19 protein-coding genes are annotated in these 18744 nt (G+C 59.8%); 10 read left to right on the top strand and 9 right to left on the bottom strand.

Annotated features, from left to right (window positions below; translation table 11 throughout):
• Positions 1 to 103 precede the first annotated feature (103 nt).
• The 6 genes from KI242_RS12505 to KI242_RS12535 all read left to right on the top strand — a co-directional run bounded on the left by KI242_RS12505 (position 104) and on the right by KI242_RS12535 (position 6981).
• Positions 104 to 1480 carry a glutamine synthetase family protein gene (locus tag KI242_RS12505; RefSeq protein ID WP_011060639.1) on the top strand — a complete coding sequence of 459 codons (1377 nt, stop codon included), beginning with the start codon at positions 104 to 106 and terminating at the stop codon, positions 1478 to 1480.
• A 33-nt stretch (positions 1481 to 1513) separates the two neighbouring features.
• Entirely contained in the window at positions 1514 to 3004 is a 1491-nt protein-coding gene (locus tag KI242_RS12510) for an aldehyde dehydrogenase (RefSeq protein WP_152686109.1), read from the top strand.
• A gap of 55 nt (positions 3005 to 3059) precedes the next feature.
• Positions 3060 to 4340: an FAD-binding oxidoreductase gene (locus tag KI242_RS12515; protein ID WP_053157697.1), complete on the top strand. Its 1281-nt coding sequence runs from the start codon at positions 3060 to 3062 to the stop codon at positions 4338 to 4340.
• 268 nt (positions 4341 to 4608) lie between these two features.
• Positions 4609 to 5157: a cupin domain-containing protein gene (locus KI242_RS12520; protein ID WP_015635120.1), complete on the top strand. Its 549-nt coding sequence runs from the start codon at positions 4609 to 4611 to the stop codon at positions 5155 to 5157.
• Positions 5158 to 5306: 149 nt separating this feature from the next.
• Positions 5307 to 6242 carry a PoNe immunity protein domain-containing protein gene (locus tag KI242_RS12525; protein WP_212806211.1) on the top strand — a complete coding sequence of 312 codons (936 nt, stop codon included), beginning with the start codon at positions 5307 to 5309 and terminating at the stop codon, positions 6240 to 6242.
• 331 nt (positions 6243 to 6573) lie between these two features.
• A complete protein-coding gene (locus KI242_RS12535; RefSeq protein WP_212806212.1) occupies positions 6574 to 6981 on the top strand; it encodes a hypothetical protein in 408 nt (135 codons plus the stop codon).
• Between the two features lie 765 nt (positions 6982 to 7746).
• On the opposite strand, the gene KI242_RS12540 is transcribed toward KI242_RS12535, so the two are convergent.
• The gene (locus KI242_RS12540) at positions 7747 to 8283 is read right to left on the bottom strand and encodes a hypothetical protein (RefSeq protein WP_212806213.1); all 537 of its coding nucleotides are present in this window, start codon (positions 8281 to 8283) and stop codon (positions 7747 to 7749) included.
• 319 nt (positions 8284 to 8602) lie between these two features.
• Positions 8603 to 8857: a bacteriocin immunity protein gene (locus KI242_RS12545; protein WP_053157707.1), complete on the bottom strand. Its 255-nt coding sequence runs from the start codon at positions 8855 to 8857 to the stop codon at positions 8603 to 8605.
• Positions 8858 to 9553: 696 nt separating this feature from the next.
• Between KI242_RS12545 and KI242_RS31760 the strand changes: the two genes are divergently transcribed.
• Positions 9554 to 10207, top strand: a complete 654-nt coding sequence (locus KI242_RS31760; protein ID WP_244868190.1) for a hypothetical protein — start codon at positions 9554 to 9556, stop codon at positions 10205 to 10207.
• Positions 10208 to 10213: 6 nt separating this feature from the next.
• Here the strand turns inward: KI242_RS31760 and KI242_RS12555 are convergent, their stop codons facing one another.
• Positions 10214 to 11728 (bottom strand): 2OG-Fe(II) oxygenase, encoded by a 1515-nt coding sequence (locus KI242_RS12555; RefSeq protein WP_212806215.1) that lies wholly within the window; start codon positions 11726 to 11728, stop codon positions 10214 to 10216.
• Between the two features lie 105 nt (positions 11729 to 11833).
• On the opposite strand from KI242_RS12555, the gene KI242_RS12560 reads away from it, so the two are divergent.
• Together KI242_RS12560 and KI242_RS12565 are read left to right on the top strand one after the other, a co-directional pair.
• On the top strand, positions 11834 to 12442 hold the full coding sequence (locus KI242_RS12560; protein WP_041752159.1) for a TetR family transcriptional regulator: 609 nt from the start codon (positions 11834 to 11836) through the stop codon (positions 12440 to 12442).
• The gene (locus KI242_RS12565) at positions 12439 to 13125 is read left to right on the top strand and encodes a hypothetical protein (RefSeq protein ID WP_212806216.1); all 687 of its coding nucleotides are present in this window, start codon (positions 12439 to 12441) and stop codon (positions 13123 to 13125) included. Before KI242_RS12560 ends, KI242_RS12565 begins: the two co-directional genes overlap by 4 nt.
• A gap of 156 nt (positions 13126 to 13281) precedes the next feature.
• Here the strand turns inward: KI242_RS12565 and KI242_RS12570 are convergent, their stop codons facing one another.
• The 4 genes from KI242_RS12570 to KI242_RS12585 form a co-directional block, all read right to left on the bottom strand.
• The gene (locus KI242_RS12570; RefSeq protein WP_077933847.1) at positions 13282 to 13710 is read right to left on the bottom strand and encodes a hypothetical protein; all 429 of its coding nucleotides are present in this window, start codon (positions 13708 to 13710) and stop codon (positions 13282 to 13284) included.
• Positions 13711 to 13822: 112 nt separating this feature from the next.
• The gene (locus KI242_RS12575) at positions 13823 to 14482 is read right to left on the bottom strand and encodes a hypothetical protein (protein WP_077933848.1); all 660 of its coding nucleotides are present in this window, start codon (positions 14480 to 14482) and stop codon (positions 13823 to 13825) included.
• Between the two features lie 70 nt (positions 14483 to 14552).
• Positions 14553 to 15452, bottom strand: a complete 900-nt coding sequence (locus KI242_RS12580; protein ID WP_161466994.1) for an EamA family transporter — start codon at positions 15450 to 15452, stop codon at positions 14553 to 14555.
• A gap of 154 nt (positions 15453 to 15606) precedes the next feature.
• The gene (locus KI242_RS12585) at positions 15607 to 16686 is read right to left on the bottom strand and encodes an SDR family oxidoreductase (protein ID WP_015635130.1); all 1080 of its coding nucleotides are present in this window, start codon (positions 16684 to 16686) and stop codon (positions 15607 to 15609) included.
• A gap of 74 nt (positions 16687 to 16760) precedes the next feature.
• On the opposite strand from KI242_RS12585, the gene KI242_RS12590 reads away from it, so the two are divergent.
• Positions 16761 to 17150, top strand: a complete 390-nt coding sequence (locus KI242_RS12590) for a MerR family transcriptional regulator (RefSeq protein WP_015635131.1) — start codon at positions 16761 to 16763, stop codon at positions 17148 to 17150.
• Positions 17151 to 17318: 168 nt separating this feature from the next.
• Here KI242_RS12590 and KI242_RS12595 read toward each other — a convergent pair whose 3' ends face one another.
• Together KI242_RS12595 and KI242_RS12600 are read right to left on the bottom strand one after the other, a co-directional pair.
• On the bottom strand, positions 17319 to 18083 hold the full coding sequence (locus tag KI242_RS12595; protein WP_123473163.1) for an amino acid ABC transporter ATP-binding protein: 765 nt from the start codon (positions 18081 to 18083) through the stop codon (positions 17319 to 17321).
• Entirely contained in the window at positions 18080 to 18739 is a 660-nt protein-coding gene (locus KI242_RS12600; RefSeq protein WP_015635133.1) for an amino acid ABC transporter permease, read from the bottom strand. The genes KI242_RS12595 and KI242_RS12600 overlap by 4 nt, the downstream gene beginning before the upstream one ends.
• Positions 18740 to 18744 lie beyond the last annotated feature (5 nt).

Here is an 18744-nt window from a genome sequence, read left to right on the forward strand (position 1 = left end):
GACGAATGGTGGCTGCTGTTGGCTATTGACTCCGGTTTTTCTTTCGGGTTGACTGCTGGCGTGTCACAGCAGTGAACATAATAATTAACACAATAGGTGCATCATGTCGGTCCCCCCGCGTGCCATTCAACTCAATGAAGCCAATGCCTTCCTGAAAAAACACCCCGAGGTTCTCTACGTCGATCTGCTGATTGCAGACATGAACGGTGTGGTGCGCGGCAAGCGCATCGAGCGCACCGCGCTGCACAAGGTCTATGAGAAGGGCATCAACCTGCCCGCCTCGCTGTTTGCCCTGGATATCAACGGTTCCACGGTGGAAAGCACCGGCCTGGGCCTGGACATCGGTGATGCCGACCGCATCTGCTACCCGATCCCCGGCACCCTGAGCGTCGAGCCCTGGCAGAAGCGCCCCACCGCGCAACTGCTGATGACCATGCACGAGATCGAAGGCCAGCCGTTCTTCGCCGACCCCCGCGAAGTGCTGCGCCAGGTGGTGAGCAAGTTCGATGAGATGGGCCTGACCATCTGCGCGGCCTTTGAACTGGAGTTCTACCTGATCGACCAGGACAACGTGAACGGCCGTCCGCAGTCGCCCCGTTCGCCGATCTCCGGCAAGCGTCCGCATTCCACCCAGGTCTACCTGATCGACGACCTCGACGAGTACGTCGACTGCCTGCAAGACATCCTCGAAGGCGCGAAAGAGCAGGGCATTCCGGCCGACGCCATCGTCAAGGAAAGCGCCCCGGCGCAGTTCGAAGTCAACCTGCACCACGTCAGCGACCCGATCAAGGCCTGTGACTACGCAGTACTGCTCAAGCGCCTGGTAAAGAACATCGCCTACGACCATGAAATGGACACCACCTTCATGGCCAAGCCCTACCCGGGCCAGGCGGGCAACGGCCTGCATGTGCACATCTCGATCCTCGACAAACAGGGCAACAACATCTTCGCCAGCGAAGACCCAGAGACCAACGAAGCCCTGCGCCATGCCATCGGCGGCGTGCTCGACACCCTGCCGCAGCAGATGGCCTTCCTGTGCCCCAACGTCAACTCCTATCGCCGTTTCGGTGCGCAGTTCTACGTGCCGAACTCGCCGACCTGGGGCATCGACAACCGCACCGTGGCCGTGCGCGTACCCACCGGTTCTGCCGATGCGGTGCGCATCGAGCACCGGGTGGCTGGCGCCGACGCCAACCCTTACCTGCTGATGGCTTCGGTGCTGGCGGGCATTCACCACGGCCTGACCAACAAGATCGACCCGGGCGCGCCGGTTGAAGGCAACTCCTACGAGCAGAACGAACAAAGCCTGCCCACCAACCTGCGGGACGCCCTGCGCGTACTGGACGACAGCGAAGTGATGGCCAAGTACATCGACCCGATGTACATCGACGTGTTCGTGGCCTGTAAGGAAAGCGAGTTGGCGGAGTTCGAAAACTCCATCTCCGACCTGGAATACAACTGGTACCTGCACACGGTCTGATGACCGTGTCACTTCCTGCGTTGAGTATTTGCCATGACTAAATCCCGCAGCGACTGGGAGCAGCACTTCCAGTCCCTCAGCCTTGAAGGCCGTGCCTTTATCGACGGCCAGTACTGCGCCGCCGCCAGCGGTGCCACCTTTGAATGCCTGAGCCCGGTGGACGGGCGCTTCCTGGCCAACGTTGCCAGCACCGATCAGGCCGATGCCGATCGTGCGGTGGCGGTGGCGCGCCAGGCGTTCAACAGTGGCGTCTGGTCGGGCAAGGCCCCGGCCGAGCGCAAGCGCATCCTCACGCGCTTTGCCGAACTGATCCTTGAGCACCAGGAAGAACTGGCGCTCCTGGAAACCCTGGACATGGGCAAGCCGATTGGCGACTCCATGGCCATCGACATTCCGGCCACGGCCAACGCCATCCGCTGGAACGCCGAAGCCATCGACAAGCTCTACGACGAAGTGGCGGCCACGCCCCACGACCAGCTGGGCCTGGTGACCCGGGAACCGGCAGGCGTGGTAGCGGCCATCGTGCCGTGGAATTTCCCGCTGATCATGGCCAGCTGGAAATTCGCCCCGGCCCTGGCGGCGGGCAACTCGTTCATTCTCAAGCCGTCGGAAAAGTCGCCGTTGACCGCGATCCGCATCGCCCAGCTGGCCCTGGACGCCGGCATCCCCAAGGGCGTGTTCAACGTCCTGCCGGGTTACGGCCACACCGTCGGCAAGGCCCTGGCCCTGCACATGGATGTGGACGTGCTGGCCTTCACTGGCTCCACTGCCGTGGGCAAGCAACTGCTGGTGTATGCCGGCGAGAGCAACATGAAGCGGGTGTGGCTGGAAGCCGGTGGCAAGAGCCCCAACGTGGTGTTTGCCGATGCCCCGGACCTGCGCGAAGCCGCCGAGGCGGCGGCCGCAGCCATCGCCTTCAACCAGGGCGAAGTCTGCACCGCCGGCTCGCGCCTGCTGGTGCAGCGCTCGATCCGCGAGCAGTTCATCCCGCTGCTGGTGGAGGCCCTCAAGGGCTGGAAACCGGGCCACGCCCTCGACCCCGAGACCCGGGTCGGCGCGGTAGTGGACCAGCGCCAGCTGGAGAACGTGCTGCGTTACATCGACATCGGCAAGGAGCAGGGCGGGCAACTGCTGGCCGGCGGTGTCCGCACCCTGGAAAGCACTGGCGGCCTGTATGTCGAGCCGACGATCTTCGACGGCGTGACCAACGCCATGACCATCGCCCGGGAAGAAATCTTCGGCCCGGTGCTGTCGGTCATCAGTTTCGATACCGAAGAAGAAGCGCTGCAGATCGCCAACGACAGCATCTTCGGCCTGGCGGCCGGGGTCTGGACCGCCAACCTCAGCCGCGCCCACCGTTTCGCCCGTGGCCTGCGGGCCGGCAGTGTGTGGGTCAACCAGTACGACGGCGGCGACATGACCGCGCCGTTCGGCGGCTTCAAACAGTCCGGCAATGGCCGCGACAAGTCGTTGCACGCCTTCGACAAATACACCGAGCTCAAAGCGACCTGGATCAAGCTCTAACTCTTATAACAACAGCGGCGGCGGGCCCGGGCCCGTACCCGCTGGGGAATTTCTCATGCAAACCTACGTGAACAGCTACTACGCGGCGACCCGCAACCAGAACACCGACTACCCGCAACTCGAAGAGTTGGTGGAGTGCGACGTCTGCGTGATCGGCGCCGGCTACACCGGCCTGTCCTCGGCCTTGTTCCTGGCGGAAGCCGGCTACAGCGTCACCGTGCTGGAAGCGGCCAAGGTCGGCTTCGGCGCCAGCGGGCGCAACGGCGGGCAACTGGTCAACTCCTACAGCCGCGACGTGGACGTGATCGAAGAACGCTACGGCGAAAAAAGCGCCGAAGTGCTCGGCAGCATGATCTTCGAAGGCGCCGACATCATCCGCCAGCGCATCCAGCACTACGACATCCAGTGCGACTACCGCCCCGGTGGCATCTTCGCCGCCCTGAACAACAAGCAGCTCAAGGGCCTGGCGGAACAGAAGCGCAACTGGGAGCGCCTGGGCAATAACAACCTGAAGATGCTCGACAAGGCGCAGATCGACCGCGAAGTCGGCACCAAGAACTACATCGGCGGCCTGCTGGACATGCAGGGCGGCCACATCCACCCGCTGAACCTGGCCCTGGGCGAAGCCAGCGCCATCATCGGCCTGGGGGGCAAGATCTTCGAACAATCGGCGGCGGTGGAAATCACCTACGGCGAACCCAACGTGGTGCGTACCGCCAAAGGCGTGGTGCGGGCCAAGTACCTGCTGATCGCCGGCAACGCCTACCTGCAGCAAGACCTCGACCCCCGCGTGACCCGCAAGAGTATGCCCTGCGGTTCGCAGATCGTGGTTACCGAGCAGTTGCCGGAACAACTGGCCCGCAGCCTGATCGCCAACAACTACTGTGTGGAAGACTGCAACTACCTGCTGGACTACTTCCGCCTGACCGGCGACAACCGCCTGCTGTACGGCGGCGGCGTGGTCTACGGCGCCCGGGAGCCGGACGACATCGAGCAACTGATCCGGCCGAAGATCCTCAAGACCTTCCCCCAGCTCAAGGACGTGAAGATCGACTACCGCTGGACCGGCAATTTCCTGCTGACCATGTCGCGCATGCCGCAATTCGGCCGTATCGAAAAGAACGCCTACTACATGCAGGGCTACAGCGGTCACGGCGTCACCTGTTCGCACCTGGCGGGCAAGCTGATTGCCGAAATGATCCGCGGCGACGCCGAGCGCTTCAACGCCTTCGCCTCCCTGCCGCACATGCCGATGATCGGCGGGCGCACCTTCCAGGCCCCGTTGACCGCCATGGGCGCCGCGTACTACGCCCTGCGCGACCGCTTCGGCATCTGACGCCACCTCGCTCCTACAGCCCCCACTCCTGTAGGAGCGAGCTTGCTCGCGAAGCTCCGGCCCTTGACCCACTCCAGGAAAAGCCCCGCAAAGCCCCAGAAAACCGGCACTCCATCACCCGGCCTTCACGCCCATCGCCAGTCTTTACAGCTTGCCTGTCAAACATGTTTAAATAGCCGCTTTTTCAGGCTCCAGGGCAGCCAAATCGCGACGTTCGCGACCCAACCGCCGCAAAAATACCCTTAAGTACTTCTCACATAAGGCTGTTATGGACACGGGCACCCGACTCAAACTCGTTCGCGAAAGCTACAAACTCTCCCAGCGCGAGCTGGCCCGTCGTAGCGGCGTAACCAATGCCACCATCTCCCTGATCGAACAGAACCGCGTCAGCCCCTCCGTCAGCTCCCTGAAAAAGCTGCTGGAAGGCATCCCCATGTCCCTGGCCGACTTCTTCACCTTCGACCAGCCGCCCCGTGAGCACCAATACGTGTTCCGCGCCAACGAACAGCCCGACCTCGGTCGCGACGGCCTGCGCCTGTTGATGATCGGCGCCCCGGTGGCCAACCGGCAGATGCGCTTTCTGCGCGAGCAATACGCCCCCGGCGCCAGCTCCGGCGAAGAAGCCATCGTGCATTCCGAAGGCGAGGAGTGCGGCCTGGTGACCCGCGGCACCGTGGAGTTGACCGTGGACGGGCAAGTCAGCGTGCTCAACCCGGGGGATGGCTATTACTTCCCCACCACCTTGCCCCACAGCTTCCGCAACATTGGCCAGGATGAGGCGGAAATCATCAGCGCCAACACCCCGGCGAACTTCTAAGGGGCCGGGTAACTGATCCGGCTCGACCTGTTGCAACCCTATCCAGCCTGCGCCTTGTGTCGCGGGCTTTGTTTTTTGGACCGGTGACTGCGCGTTGCCGCGCTTGCCGGCAACGCCTGGAGCGGGCGCCGTTCAGACAAGGAAGACCCATGATCAAGGACAGACGACAAGCATTCCTCAGCGCAGCGCGCCTTGCGAACTTCTTCAGCAACTACCAGCACAGCGTGGAGTTCTTTGCCGAAAACACCTTTGAGTCCGACTCCGAAGCACAGGAAAAGTCCCTCAGGGCCCGGCATTTCCAGAAGTGGATCTTCAAGGAAATCCTCATCCGCTATACCGCCGGCCACAGCATCGACCTGCTGATTCCCCTGCTGGAAACCCTGGTGGACAGTTACGAACACCTGCAAAGACAACTGGCCCAGTACAACCAGATTCCGAACATCACCCCCTTGGCGATCGACGACTGGCTCGACCAGTACCAAGAGTGCGTCCAGGTGTTCAGCCTGTGCATCCTGCTGCACCGCACCGACCTGCTCCAACGCTTCGTGGCCCTGATCGACCCCGCGGGTTACGCCGGGGACGACACCCTCTACGAAGACCTGCTGTGCAAACTGCTGCCCGACCGATATGACGTCGATGACTGGTACCACGACGTCTACACACCGCTGATACAAGCCATCTACGCCGACGACCCGACCGAGGCCAGCGACCTTCTGCAGCAGTACTGTGACGACTGGTACCCCGCGTTCGAACAGGCACCCTGGCACGACAGCCACCTGCAAGGGGACGAGGGCAGCTATTGCGGGTATTGGGCGTTCGAGGCGGCTGCCATTGCCTTTCTGTATGGCCTTGATGACAGCGGGGTCGAGCACAGGGTCTATCCCAAGGATCTGCTGGCCTATGCGAGAAATCTTCAGCCAAGTCACCCGAAACATGTAGCGCCGGTGGTGGCGGGGCAGTCCTGCAGCAAAGCCGGTTATTGGTTTACCCCGGCGGCGCCGGAGTCGCGGCGCTACTTTGCGCAGGGGGAAGTGATGCCGGCGTTTGAGGGGGGAGCGGTTTGGTACTGGGTGGCGCAGGGGTAGGGGTGGGCTGCCATTCGTTGTAGCGTTTTCCAACGCTAGTTTCTGGTCGAGTGCAGAAGGGGCTGCTATCGACTCAACGGCATCCTGAGAGAAATCTCGGCCATCCGAGTAAGGCTTCAAGTCGCAGGACAAAGAGCCTGCGGGCGGTTCAACTGCTGCTCGGCCATACAACGCTGGAGAGCACCGTTCGATATCTGGGTATTGAGACCGATGACGCCCTGGAGAGGACGAAGCAGACTGAGGTTTGACCATGCATAGCGACGGCCGAAGACGGGCCGTCGCTAACCGGTACCGATCAGTTATTTAATGAAACTTTGAAGAGACTCGGACTGTGAAACTCAAGAAAACGATAGCTGGTGACATCGTATTGATCTCTGTAGAAGGAGGATTTAAGCCAGCTAAGGTTTTGTATGTATCAGAGCGATACAAAGACACCATTTTGCTTGGAATATATAAATTTTTTTCTACTGAACAAAGACTTTCGGACGAGTTACCTGACAGATTTGATCTCCTGCTTTACACATCAAAAGCACCTATTCAAAAAAAACGCTGGCACTACGTTGGGCACGAGGATTTAAGAAGCACTCAGACAGACCTAGATCTTAGAGTTGTAGCTGGGGAGCTGTGGAAAGGTGATGTTCATATCGGCGCTGCATCAGACGAAGATAGAAAAAGCTTGCCTGAAATGCTGGTAGTGGGAGCTGGGCTAGTTGAAAAAAAGGCCACTGCATTGAACTGAAGAACGCAAAAGGATCTACAGGCCGCGGTTCTACTGAACCGCCTCTTGATACTCAATGACTGCATTTGGCCGATTTCTACCGTTCGTGACAGGCCGCAATCGGCCAGGATCGGACATTTGGAGCGGGGAGATAATATCGTCGCATTTCTTCCCGACTTGGCAATTCGTCGACGCGCTTTTACACACTCAGATCTGGGAAACTAGGGTTTAAAAATCAACTAGCCTCTTTTTTCTAAGTAGGTGCCAATGGTTACTCTCCACGATCTTCAGGGCTTTGATGTTGGATGGATCGCCACTGATGCCATCGGGCAGGTTGCGCTTTTCACTACGGCTGGTCCGGGGCCGATTCCTGACTCCGCAATTCCCTCCGTCGAGCACTCCGAAGAATGGGTCTGTTCATTGCCGGAGGTGTCCGATGTAAGTCTGGTCACCTCCATGTCTAGCGCAAACGCTTTCGTTGCCTTTGCCAAACGTGGATTGTTTGCATACGACTGGTCGGACGTTCATCGCGATGCACACCAAGCCTTGAACGGATATGAGCTGCAATACCGTCCACTGAATCCATTAAGACTTTACGACTTGCCTGCCCCTTTGCGGGCATTGGCTGAGCTTACCCGGCTATCTAGCGTAACGTTCGGAGTATCTATCGTAGTGATAGGTGATCAGATTTCTTAGCCATTGTTCGACGGTTAACGCTGTTTTGTGCCGATTGCTATCGGCTAGAGCAGAGAAAGTCAATCTGCCCCTCTGCTCCAGTGCTTTTTTCTAAAAGTTGAAACGTTGGTCAAACACGGTCTGCTCGTCCACCGTCACGCTGCATTGGCGGGCCACTTCAGCCGGCATCACCTTGCCCAGCAACGGCGCCAGCGACTTGTAGAACACCTTGTCACAGGCGTCGTCTTTGCTAAAGGCTTGGGAGTTACCGGCCGCGTCTGCCGTAATTCGGCAGCCTGCCACCAATTCGGTGGGCAACTCGTTCAATGGCACTGTTGTCGAGCCGGAGCCCTGCAACTCGATCAGCTCGTTGCATGTGCCCTTGGCCGGACCTTCCTTGATGGTTTTGGTAAAGGCGACGCGTTGGTAGTCGGTACCGGTGAACAGCACCTGGTCGTTAACAGTGACTCGGTATTGTGAGGGTTTGAAGGCGATGGTCTTGATGCAGAACTGCGTGGTGACCGGTTTCCCATTGACCTCAGCGGTGGCCGCTTTGCAACCTGGGGTGGCCTGGGTGAAGGAGGTATCGGGCGAGCTGACACAACCGGCCAGTGATAGCAGGCACACACCGAACAGCATTCTTTTCATGGGACTTCCTGTGCTCAAACACACCGCCTCCAGCAGGCGGCTCCGGACGCGGATCATACCAGCGACCTGTTGGCCAAAGGCGCAGAAAGGCAAGGAGGCCCTTTAACTCGGCTACCGAATCCCATCTCGACAGTTGTCTGCTTCCGGCCCAGGCGGTGTGAAGAGCCCAAGTAAAAATCGAAACCCGCGTTTCTACATGAAAGCTGAACTGGAGTGGTCGCCCCAAGAAACACGGACAGATTTATTTCTCTACCCTAAACGTCCGCTATTGGCTGTTTTTAATTATGAGCGTGTCTCTTTATGTGGGTAAGCGCTGCAATCAGTCGTTCTTGAACCCCGGCAGCCCCTGGGCTTTCCGCCATTCCTTCACTGTCTTAGTAACACCCTCGGCGGAGTTATCCGCACCGGGTTCAGGGTGGAAAATCAGGTCATAGCCATCTGGATGGCCTGAGAGCTTGCTGAACTTTTCAAGCAACTCACCCAGCTCATCGTCCGTCCCGCCCTTGTTGACCACCCGTATGTTTCTGACGAAGGAAATGAATTCGGTTTCGGTAAAATCAGAAGTATCTTCCACGTTGTGCCTATTTTTTCTTGTGAAGATTAATGTGATTTTGTGGGTTTTTAACCCTCAAGCTTTCTGCGTCTTATACCGCCCCAACGTCCACAATGCGCTCGAGATGGTGTCTGAATGGCTCTCACTTTGTAGATTCTTTGATTGACCGCTTCTGGCTGCGGATGCAACCGGTCGATGCAACTTGCCTAGCGATGGCTGCAATCTGCTGCACGCCTTGGGTGAGAGAACCATGGGGCATGGCTGATCCTGCGTACACCCCGGTTGAGTTCTGAAAATACGAAAAAGGCGACGCAATGCGTCGCTTTTTTACTGGAGGGGGCAGGCCTTTGCCGAGGTCTCAACGACTTACCACCAGTCCGTAACCAAATCCCAGATGCTACTGACCACATAGGCCGCGCCTACTGCGACGGCTGCTGTTGCCACCGCCGGGGCAAGGGCTGTGCCTCCGACGATACCGACTGTGCTCAATCCCACAGCCGTCATGCTGGAAACTCCACCCGTAGCCGCGAAACCGGCAACGGTGCTGACTGCACCCTTGGCCAGGGCCTGTCCAGCCAATGATCGTGCTACGTGATTGGCTGCGGTCTTGGTTACCTGGCCGGCCAGTATTTTGCCTGCGGCCGAGGTCCCCGCTTTAGTGAGTAGAACCTTGGTCGTTTGTTCGGCCGTTTGCTTTGCTACTTGGCGCATCAGCAGATGGGTTACGAGGTTGCTACTCAGGCGTTCGGTCGCGGCGTTGATCTGTTCGCTGGAGTGCCGGTCGGTGGCGCACCAGGTGGCAAAATGCTCTCAATTGTTGAACAGAAGATTGTATTCATCCTCGCCCAGCCTGGAGCGCGCCCGACGACAGATTTCGGGCCCGCGGAAGTAGACCTTTTTGTAGGTCTTGATTCGCGCTTTCTTGTTTTGCAGGAAGGCTTCAAGAGAGGTCGACTCGATACATCCCTTATGAAGACCCGAGCCCATACCGGAATAGTGGATCACGCGATTTCTGCCGACAAAAATCCCGTGGTGGGTATAGAGACCTCGACCAACAATAAGATGAGTTCCAGTGGGGTAAATGTCCAATCAGGCTCCAGTGATGTGCTTTTGAAGGCGGCACTCGCAAGCGTTCCGGTGATATCGAGGGGCTTGATCCGTGTCGCAATCTTCATGCAGGCATTTCCAGCTGTTCATGGGCGTATCGCCAAGATTGTCGCCCCGAGCATAGGTTGCATCATAAACATCGGGCCCCAGTGGTTGCCATCAAAATGCCGCTATTTACGTTGCGTCTTTTCGCGGGCTGGGCGCTTCGGGTATCACTGCGGTATGTGCGCTCGAAAGCACGGGTATTGGGTAGCGCAGGAGTAGGGCGTCCTAACCCTTGTCGCCATGCACCAATATCCGGCCGTCATACCCACAGCTGATCCAGCCACCGGAGCGGGTGGGGAGCACATCGGTTGCAAAGTTGTCGTGTGAGCCGATGCTCACCCCTTGCCGTGAGGGCAGGTTCCAGCGCTTGACGAATCCGTCCTCGCCGCAGGTCAGCAGCATGTGTCGCGCCTCGAAGCGCACGCGTCGGACAGGCCCGTCATGAGCGGCAAGGCAATCCAGGAGCGCCAGCATCGGTTCGGTCGCTAGCAGGTGCACCGCGCTGTCGAGATCACCAACGGCCAAGGTGACGCTGCCATTGGCGTCGATCCAGCTCGCCAGCGTTCTCAGGGGGCGGCCCAGATCGAGCACTTGTACGCAGTCCCGCTCCTCGGGTTGCCACAGCCTGACGGTTCCATCCTCCGATGCGGTGGCGAAACCACCCTTGGCCGTAGGCGCGATCGCCCAGACCCAGCAGGCGTGGGCCTGACGTCTGTCCGTGGCACCTGTCGCCAGGTTCCAGACTGTCACGCGACCGTCAGCAGCCCCGGTTACGAAGCGGCCAGCGCCTAACTTTGCCGAGGACAGGACGGCCGAATCCGATGTGCCGACCAACCTTGACTTGCCGGTCGCCAAGGACCAATGCCGGACTGTTCGATCCCGCGAGTGAGAAACAAGCTCGCCGGGCGCCACGTCCACCAGACCCAGAATGGATTGTGTATGTCCGTCAAGCTGGCCCAGGCACCGGCCCTCGTGATCCCACAGCCGGATGGTTGCGTCACGCCCGGCACTTGCAAAGCCCCTGTCGCCAAGGTCGGCAAGCGCCCATACGTAACCGCGGTGGCCCGGCTGGAAGGGGCCGTCGACGTGCAAGGATTGCTGTGGCTCGTACATCAGGTCACTGCGCATGACGTATTTTTGGCCAGCGTCCACTAAGGCGCCGGCGTGCCAGAGGGTGTGGTCGAATACGATCAGGCTGCCCTTTCGGGGGCGCAGCCTGAGCGTGGAATCCCGGTTCGACATGGCTGCGGACCGTCCCTCGAAAAACACGGTCTCTCCGCCGCTGAATGCATCGTCGTTAAGATAAATCATGAAGGTCAGGCGTGACTGTTGGTGCTGGCGGTGGTGTACACCATCCTGATGGGCGCGGAACTGGGTTCCGGGCCGGTAGCGGCAGAAGCGCAGCCGCTCATTGATGCCGACCAGACGCCAGCCGTCCTCATCGATCACCGTCCCGAGCCTCGGCATCCGCGAGGCGCAGTGCTTCAAACGTTCAAATAGTCGTCCGGCCAGAGCTGGGTCGTCTGCCACGATCCGGTCATTATCGCGGTAGGAGGACGGGTAGTCCGACCCTGCGCTGGCGAACCCGCGCTGCTCCGTGGCTTCTATCAATGCCTCGCACTCGCTGGCCGAAAGAAACCCGTGGACCAGGACACACCGCACCCGGTCACCCAGCGGTAGCTCGACCGAGGCCGACGCAGCAGTGGCCCCGGCCACCAGTTTTTCAGCGAAGGAATTCATCATGATCTCCAAAGTTGGTCTAATAACCAATATTTGGAAAGCTAGGGTGTGGCGAGGTCGATGTCAATGCTAAGCTGGTCGCGCAACCAACATTGGAAAGGTGACATGGCACGGCGCTCGAACACTGATGAAAGACGCGGTCAGATCGTGGCGGCACTCCAGGCCGTCATGGCCAAGGCCGGCTACGCTGGCGCAACCGTAGCGGCCATCGCCCGGCATGCGGAGCTAGCGCCTGGCCTCGTGCACTACCACTTCAAGGACAAGCGCGAGATCTTGGTGGCACTGGTCGACTCACTGGCCGGCTACGCCCATCAGCGCTACGAGTCCCGGGCCGCTGAGGCCCAGACCGCCGAGCAAAGGCTTCAGGCCTACATTGCAGCACACCTTGCCTACGGTTCGGACGCGCAGCCCGATGCGGTGGCGGCCTGGGTGATGATCGGCGAGCAGTCGGCCCACGACCCCGACGTGCGCGAGGTCTATCAGGCTGTGCTAGCGGCGCAGATGAAGCTTCTCAAGGGCCTGCTCCGACAGCGGTTCGCTGAACGCGGACGCCGCGCCCGAGGGCTCGATGCGCTGGTGGCGGGCATTACCTGCTTTATCCAGGGGGCGTTCACGCTGTCCACCACGGCGCGGCCATTGCTGCCGACGGCTTTCGCCGCACCGACGTTGAGCGCCTGGGTCGAGCGTTACATTGATGGGGAGGAGGAGCGATGAGGGGAACACCTGAAGGGCGCAGCCTCTTCCCGGTCGGCGCGCACAGCGCCCCCGAGGTGCCTGACGGTGTGGATTTCGCCGCCTGGGCGCGCGTCTGGGCGGAGCTTGGCGTCGGATGCCCGGCGCGAGCAACCTATGAAGAGCTCCTTCGACGCTACCGCGAGCCCCATCGTGCGTATCACAACTGCCAGCATTTGCAGGAATGCCTCCAGGTGCGCCGGCTCATCAACGCTGCCTGCCATGCCCCCGCTGAAGTCGACCTCGCACTCTGGTTTCATGACGCCATATACGACCCCCTTCGCAGCGACAACGAGCTGCGCAGTGCGCAATGGCTGGACGACGTGGCACGCGATAGCGGCCTGGGGGATGAAATCCGACGCAGGCTTTACGGCCTGATCATGGTGACGCGACACGACGGCGCTCCAGCGTCGGCAGACGAGGCCGTGTTGGTGGACACGGATCTGGCGATCCTTGGGGCATCGGCCGCGCGGTTTGAGGAGTACGACCGCCAAGTCCGTCGCGAGTACCGACATGTGCCGCTGTTTGTGTACCGCCGAAAGCGGCGCCAGGTCCTGGAGGGCTTCCTGGCACGCGGGCGCATCTATACGACCGCACCGTACTTCGATGCATTCGAACAGCAAGCCCGCGTCAATCTTGCAAGCGCCATCGACCGCCTCGGCTGAGGAACGGACGCCCAGTGGGAGGCGGGAATTTCGCCTTCACAGGCGCCTGGTCATTCTGCAGTTCAAGCCGTCACCGCAAACAGATGACGGGGCATAGCGGGCCAAAAAAACATGGCCGTAGGTCACATAGGCTGCCGTTGCGCCCTTGATCTCGACCTAAGGCTTGGCCCGATCCCATCGACACTCGGCCAACCGGCGCACATCGGTTCCGCTCTTTTCTCGCCTGTCGATGTCGCCGTCGGCGTTCAGGTAGATATGGGTGTTGGGCCATTGCGGGGTGATGCTGATGCAGTGATTACGCCCGGTGTTCTTGCTCCACCAGGAAAACTCCATAAAGAATTCGTCGTCCGGGAAGAGCGCGCCATGATCGGTTGCGCCGCCTCCGGGAAGCATTCCTCCTTTATCAATCCGATCCTGGACATTCCAGATGTACCTGAGCTCATCCTGGCCGGCTTGGGAGTAGTGAACAGTCACTCTTGGCAACGCGAGGTCCCAATGAGTGACCAGCCCAAACAGCAGCGTTATCCAGAGCAGCTTTAGGTACCATGGCCGGCGCGTGCCTGCATGGAGGGGCCAGAATTTCATCTCCATCCCTTGGGCGTATTTTTGGGGGGGCGTGGGGTTGCGAGTGGAGACGGCAGTGTCGCAGCCGGTCGTTATCCACTTCCGACTGCTGTGTGGCTTCTCGTGCTGAATGTCAGCAACCGGACGCTTTGAGCCCGGTGCCGATGGTGACCGCGTTGACCTGCACTTTCTCAAAGGCCTTCTGCGCGGCGGCGTCGTATTTCTGGCCGCAGTTGAAGCGTGTCTCCATCACGTAGTCTTCGCCCTCTGCTTTGCGCATCTGCGATTCCCACTGATCTGCGGCGTTGAGCGCGGCATCCGAGGCCAGCACCACCTCCAGCAGCACTTCCTTGAAATCTACGGCATGAGGACCTTCCCAGTGGGCATAGACCGAAGGGTCGGCGGCGTTGCCGCACATGCTCAGGCAACTGGCGCTGTAGCTCAGGCCGCCACCGGACGACTCGGTAAAGGCGCCGACGGTGAGGGGTTTGCCTGGCGCCGGGGCGTAGGTGCCGACGAACTGGGTCAGGTCGGCCTGGCATTTGGGCGTCAGCTCCATGCGCAGTTTGCTGACTTTGCCGCCCTCTACCGTGGCGGTGATGTCGCAACCCTGGACTTTGAACTTGTGCTCATCGCCGAAGGATTCCCGGGGGATTCCGGCGATGGATTCAAAGTAACGCTGATTGGTGCCCAGCATGTCACCGGTGAAGACTTCGGCCACGGAAGCGGCATGGGCGACGTCAACAGACAGGACCAGTGTCGAGGCAAAAAGGCTATAGATCAGCTTGTTCATGGCAGAGTCCTTTCAATGGTGCGATCAGTGCCCGTGGTCATCTTCAGGCGGATTCGGGGGCGAGAATAGCTCATTCGATCGAAGGCACGGATGCCTTGCTGCCCAAGCGGATCAGTTCATTGGAGAAACACAGGCCAAGAATGATCAGTGCCGCTCCTGCATACAGGCTGTCGCGCGGAACTTCATTGAGCGCGACAAACGCCAGCAGCGCGGCGAACAGTGGCTCGGTCAGCTCCAGCGCTTGCACTTGGGATGGCTTGAGGTACTCGATGGCCTTGGTGGTGCAGAAGAAGCCCAGGATGGTCGGCAACGTGGCCAGCGCCAGCAGGGTGGCGATCGCCAGTGGCGACAGTTCGCCCATCGTGAAGCCGTCGGCCGCCGCCGGCATCAGCAGGTACAGGCCGCCGAACAACAACAATTGGCGGGTGAAGTGCAGCCCTCCCGATACCCCCATGCGCTTCATGGCAACCGAAAAGGCCCCATAGCCGCAGCCGGCCACGGAGGCAAGCGCAGCACCTTGCAGGCTAAAGCCCTGCTGCAGGTCGCCGCCGAAGATCACCGAGATCCCAGCGATGGCCAAGGCGGCGCCAACGCTGGCGTTCGCGGTGATGGCGTCCTTGAGGAAGATGCGCCCCAGGATGATCGAGGAAATGGACGCACTGGCCATCAGAACCACCACCACGCCGGCCGCCGCGTAGTGTCGATAGGCGGACGTCTCGAAATGGAACAGCACGAAGATGCCGAGAAAAGCGCAGATAGCCGCCTGGATCCATTGGCTCGATGTCGCCGGGCGCTTGAGGAAAAACAGCAAGATTGATAGCAGCACGCAACCCAGTAGGGTCTTGATGACAGCGACACTGCTCGCGGTGAAATCATTATTCATGAGGACTTTGCTGAGTACACCGATCGTTGCGTTCAGTGCCGCAGCGCACAGTGCAAATATGACGCCTTTGCTGAAAGTGGATGGCATCGATGACGATCCCTGTCGCTGAATGGTTGTTCGATAGAATGCCGCTCTACATCGGCGGCGCACAGTTTGAGTGGACGAAACTCCCGGCACTCCCGGTGGTGATGGGGGTAAGTGAGTTCGTCCGGCAGGACACTGCCGACCTTGAAGGGAGAGGTCAGCCGGCCTGACCCTTGGCCATGCAATGAGCGTTGACGAAGGTTGCAGTGTGCTGCAACGACTGACGTATATCCGGTTTGGCTATGCCATGCCTGCTAGCAAATTGCTCGACGGCCGCGGTATCAAAACGAGTGGTCTGGATGAAGTCCAAGGCTTCGGGTTGGGTATTCATGAATCGCGCGACGGGAGGAATGCTCAGTAGCCACTTCAGCAGTCGGAGCGAAACGTGATGCTTGGGAGACTTCAAGCCCAAAGGTTGTGCCACCTGCACCAACATTTCTCGCAAGTTGGGCGTTTGCGCATCCAGCGCCAGCAGTTCCTGGCCCGCCATGGCCGGATCAAAAGCACTCGCCGTCATCAGCTCCACCAGGTAGTCCACGGTGACCAGTGGCAGCCAGTGCCTGGCGGTACCGGGCACGGCCGTGAGCTTTCCCTGCACCAGGTTGCGTATCAGCGCCACCAGCGGCTGGCCGTCGAGGATATGCCCCGTGCGGCTGTGGCCACACACTGTCGCGGGGTGGACAACGGTCAGCTCTCCGCCCTTGGCGGACATGGTCTCCAGGGTCACAAAATGCGCTTCCAGCTTGCTCGCCTCGTAACCACCGACATGCCGGTAAAGCGCAGGCCAATCGGTCCGCTGCGGATGGTGAGGATCGATGCCGATGCGTCGCAGGTGTTCATGATTTTGCAGCATGTAGCCGCCGATCATCACCAACCGGCTGTTTTGCTCAGCCGCCAGCAGCGCCACGCGCTTGGCTCCTTCCACGTTCACCGCACGAGACTGTTCCAAGGTAAGCCCCCAGGCGAAGTGGGCACCCAGGTGGAAGACGACTCTGGCGTGCCTCAACGCTTCTCGGTCGGCAGGACTCAGCCCGAGCTGATCCCGTTCCAGATCGCCGGCCACGGCCAATACCCGGGAGGCGCAGCCGCCCAAATGGTCGACTTGCTCCCGCAGTGCCGCGAGTCGCTCCGGGCGACGCATCAGCACCCGAACGGTGTGACCTTTTGCACTCAGGTGTGCCAGCAAATGTTGACCGATGAAGCCGGTACCCCCGGTGACAAAGCACTCCACGCTCATTTCCCTGTTCCTTGTTGAAGGTGAGAAACCAAGCGTAAACTATCGACCCAACTCTATGGTCAAGTGGTGTTTTCATGAAAATTGGTGAAATCGAGGCCCGCAGCGGCGCCAGCCGTCATACGCTGCGTTACTACGAGCAAATCGGCCTGATCTCATCGCAGCGGCGAACGAACAACTATCGTGTTTACAACGCACAAACTCTGCAGGATCTTGACTTCATCCAGCGCGCGCAAAGCATGGGGTTTTCCCTGGGGGAAATAGGCGAGATTCTCGATGCGCAGCGCAACAAGCTGATCGACTGCGCCGAGGGCGCCAAGCTCATTGAAAAAAAGATGGCAGAAATCAAACAGAAAATCGCCAACTTCCAAAGCATTTATCGGTATCTGGATGAAGAGCGTGCAAAGCTCGAAGCCAGTGCTGCCGAGCAACTAGCGCTGCAGCGGTTGAACGACGCTTCCAGCTGAGCGCTCAGCTATTTTTGGCGGCCAGTTGTCGCCATATCAGGGCTTTTGTTTGCGGTGTCTCCATTGGCGGCAAGGCGTCTCGCTTGCGCCGGGTCATGCGCAAATTCGAGATGGCGCGAGAGCATGTCATCTACAACGGCCCCCGACATCCCCCTTTGACTCTGTGCCTCAGGCATGCAAATGCTTTTTCAAGAACGACCGAGTTCGTTCGTGAGTCGGGTTTTGCAGGATTTCTTGTGGCGCGCCTTCTTCGACCACCACGCCACCGTCCATGAAGATGATCCGGTCCGCCACTTCGCCGGCAAAGCGCATTTCATGGGTGACGATCAACATGGTCATGTGTTCGGCGGCGAGTTGCTTCATGACCTGGTTGACCTCTTCCACCAGCTCGGGGTCCAGCGCCGAGGTGGCTTCATCGAACAGCATGACCTTGGGGCGCATCGCCAGGGCCCTGGCAATGGCCACGCGCTGTTTCTGCCCGCCGGACAGGCGAGAAGGGTACTCGTCGAACTTGTTGGCCAGGCCGACCTTCGACAGGTACTCCATGGCCAGCTCGTGAGCGGCTGGCCTGGTCAGCCCTTTGAGCTTGATCGGGCCGAGGGCGATGTTTTCATGCACGGTCAGGTGCGGGAACAGGTTGAAGTGCTGGAACACCATGCCCATCTGCTGGCGCACGCTATTGATGTGCTGTTCAAAGGCTCGACCTTTCAAGGGTCGGTTGACGTGTTCGCCTTCCAGCCAGATCTCCCCCTCGTTCAGCACTTCCAGGTGGTTGATCGAGCGCAGCAGGGTGCTTTTGCCCGAACCACTGGGGCCGATGATGGCGATGATCTGTCCGCGCGAGACAGACAGATCGATGCCTTTGAGCACTTCAAGTGCGCCATACGCCTTGCGCGCGCCCTTGACTTCAACCATGAGCTTTTCGGTGGTCATCGTGACATCTCTACCTTATTTTCAAGAAGGTGCAGGCCAGCTTCCAGGACAAGATTGACCGCGTAATAAATCACCGCGACGGCCAGATAGAACTCGAACGGGCTGTAGGTTTCGCTCACGGCGCGCTGGGCGCTGTAGACCAGTTCGGCGATGCCGATGATCGACACCAGGGAGGTGTCCTTGAGCAGGACGATCAGGTTGTTGCCCAGCGGGGCCAGGGTATTGCGTAGTGCCTGTGGCACCACCACGTAGCGTTGCGCCTGGCTGCGGCTCAGGCCAATGGAGCGCGCACCTTCAATCTGCCCGGGGTCGACCGACAGGACTCCGGCCCGAATCACGTCGGCGTTGTAGACCGCAAAATGCAGGCTCAGGCCGATGATGCCGGCCGCGAGGGCCGGGATATCGATCCCCACTTGCACCAGGCCGTAATAGATCAGGTACAGCTGAAGCAGCAGGGGCGTGCCCATCAGCAGCCAGGTCATGAAGCGTATGGGAAGGGATACCAGTTTGGGGGTGTAGAGCACGATAAGGGCGAAGGCTATGCCCGCTATCAGGCTCAATACGCTGGAGCAGAGGAACAGGACGATGGTCCACCAGAGTCCGGTTGCCAGCAGCTCGGAATAGGGGGTGAGGATACTGAGATCGAGGCTTTGCATTGACG

This window comes from Pseudomonas sp. Eqa60 (assembly GCF_018326405.1).
Classification (GTDB): Bacteria; Pseudomonadota; Gammaproteobacteria; order Pseudomonadales; family Pseudomonadaceae; genus Aquipseudomonas; species Aquipseudomonas protegens.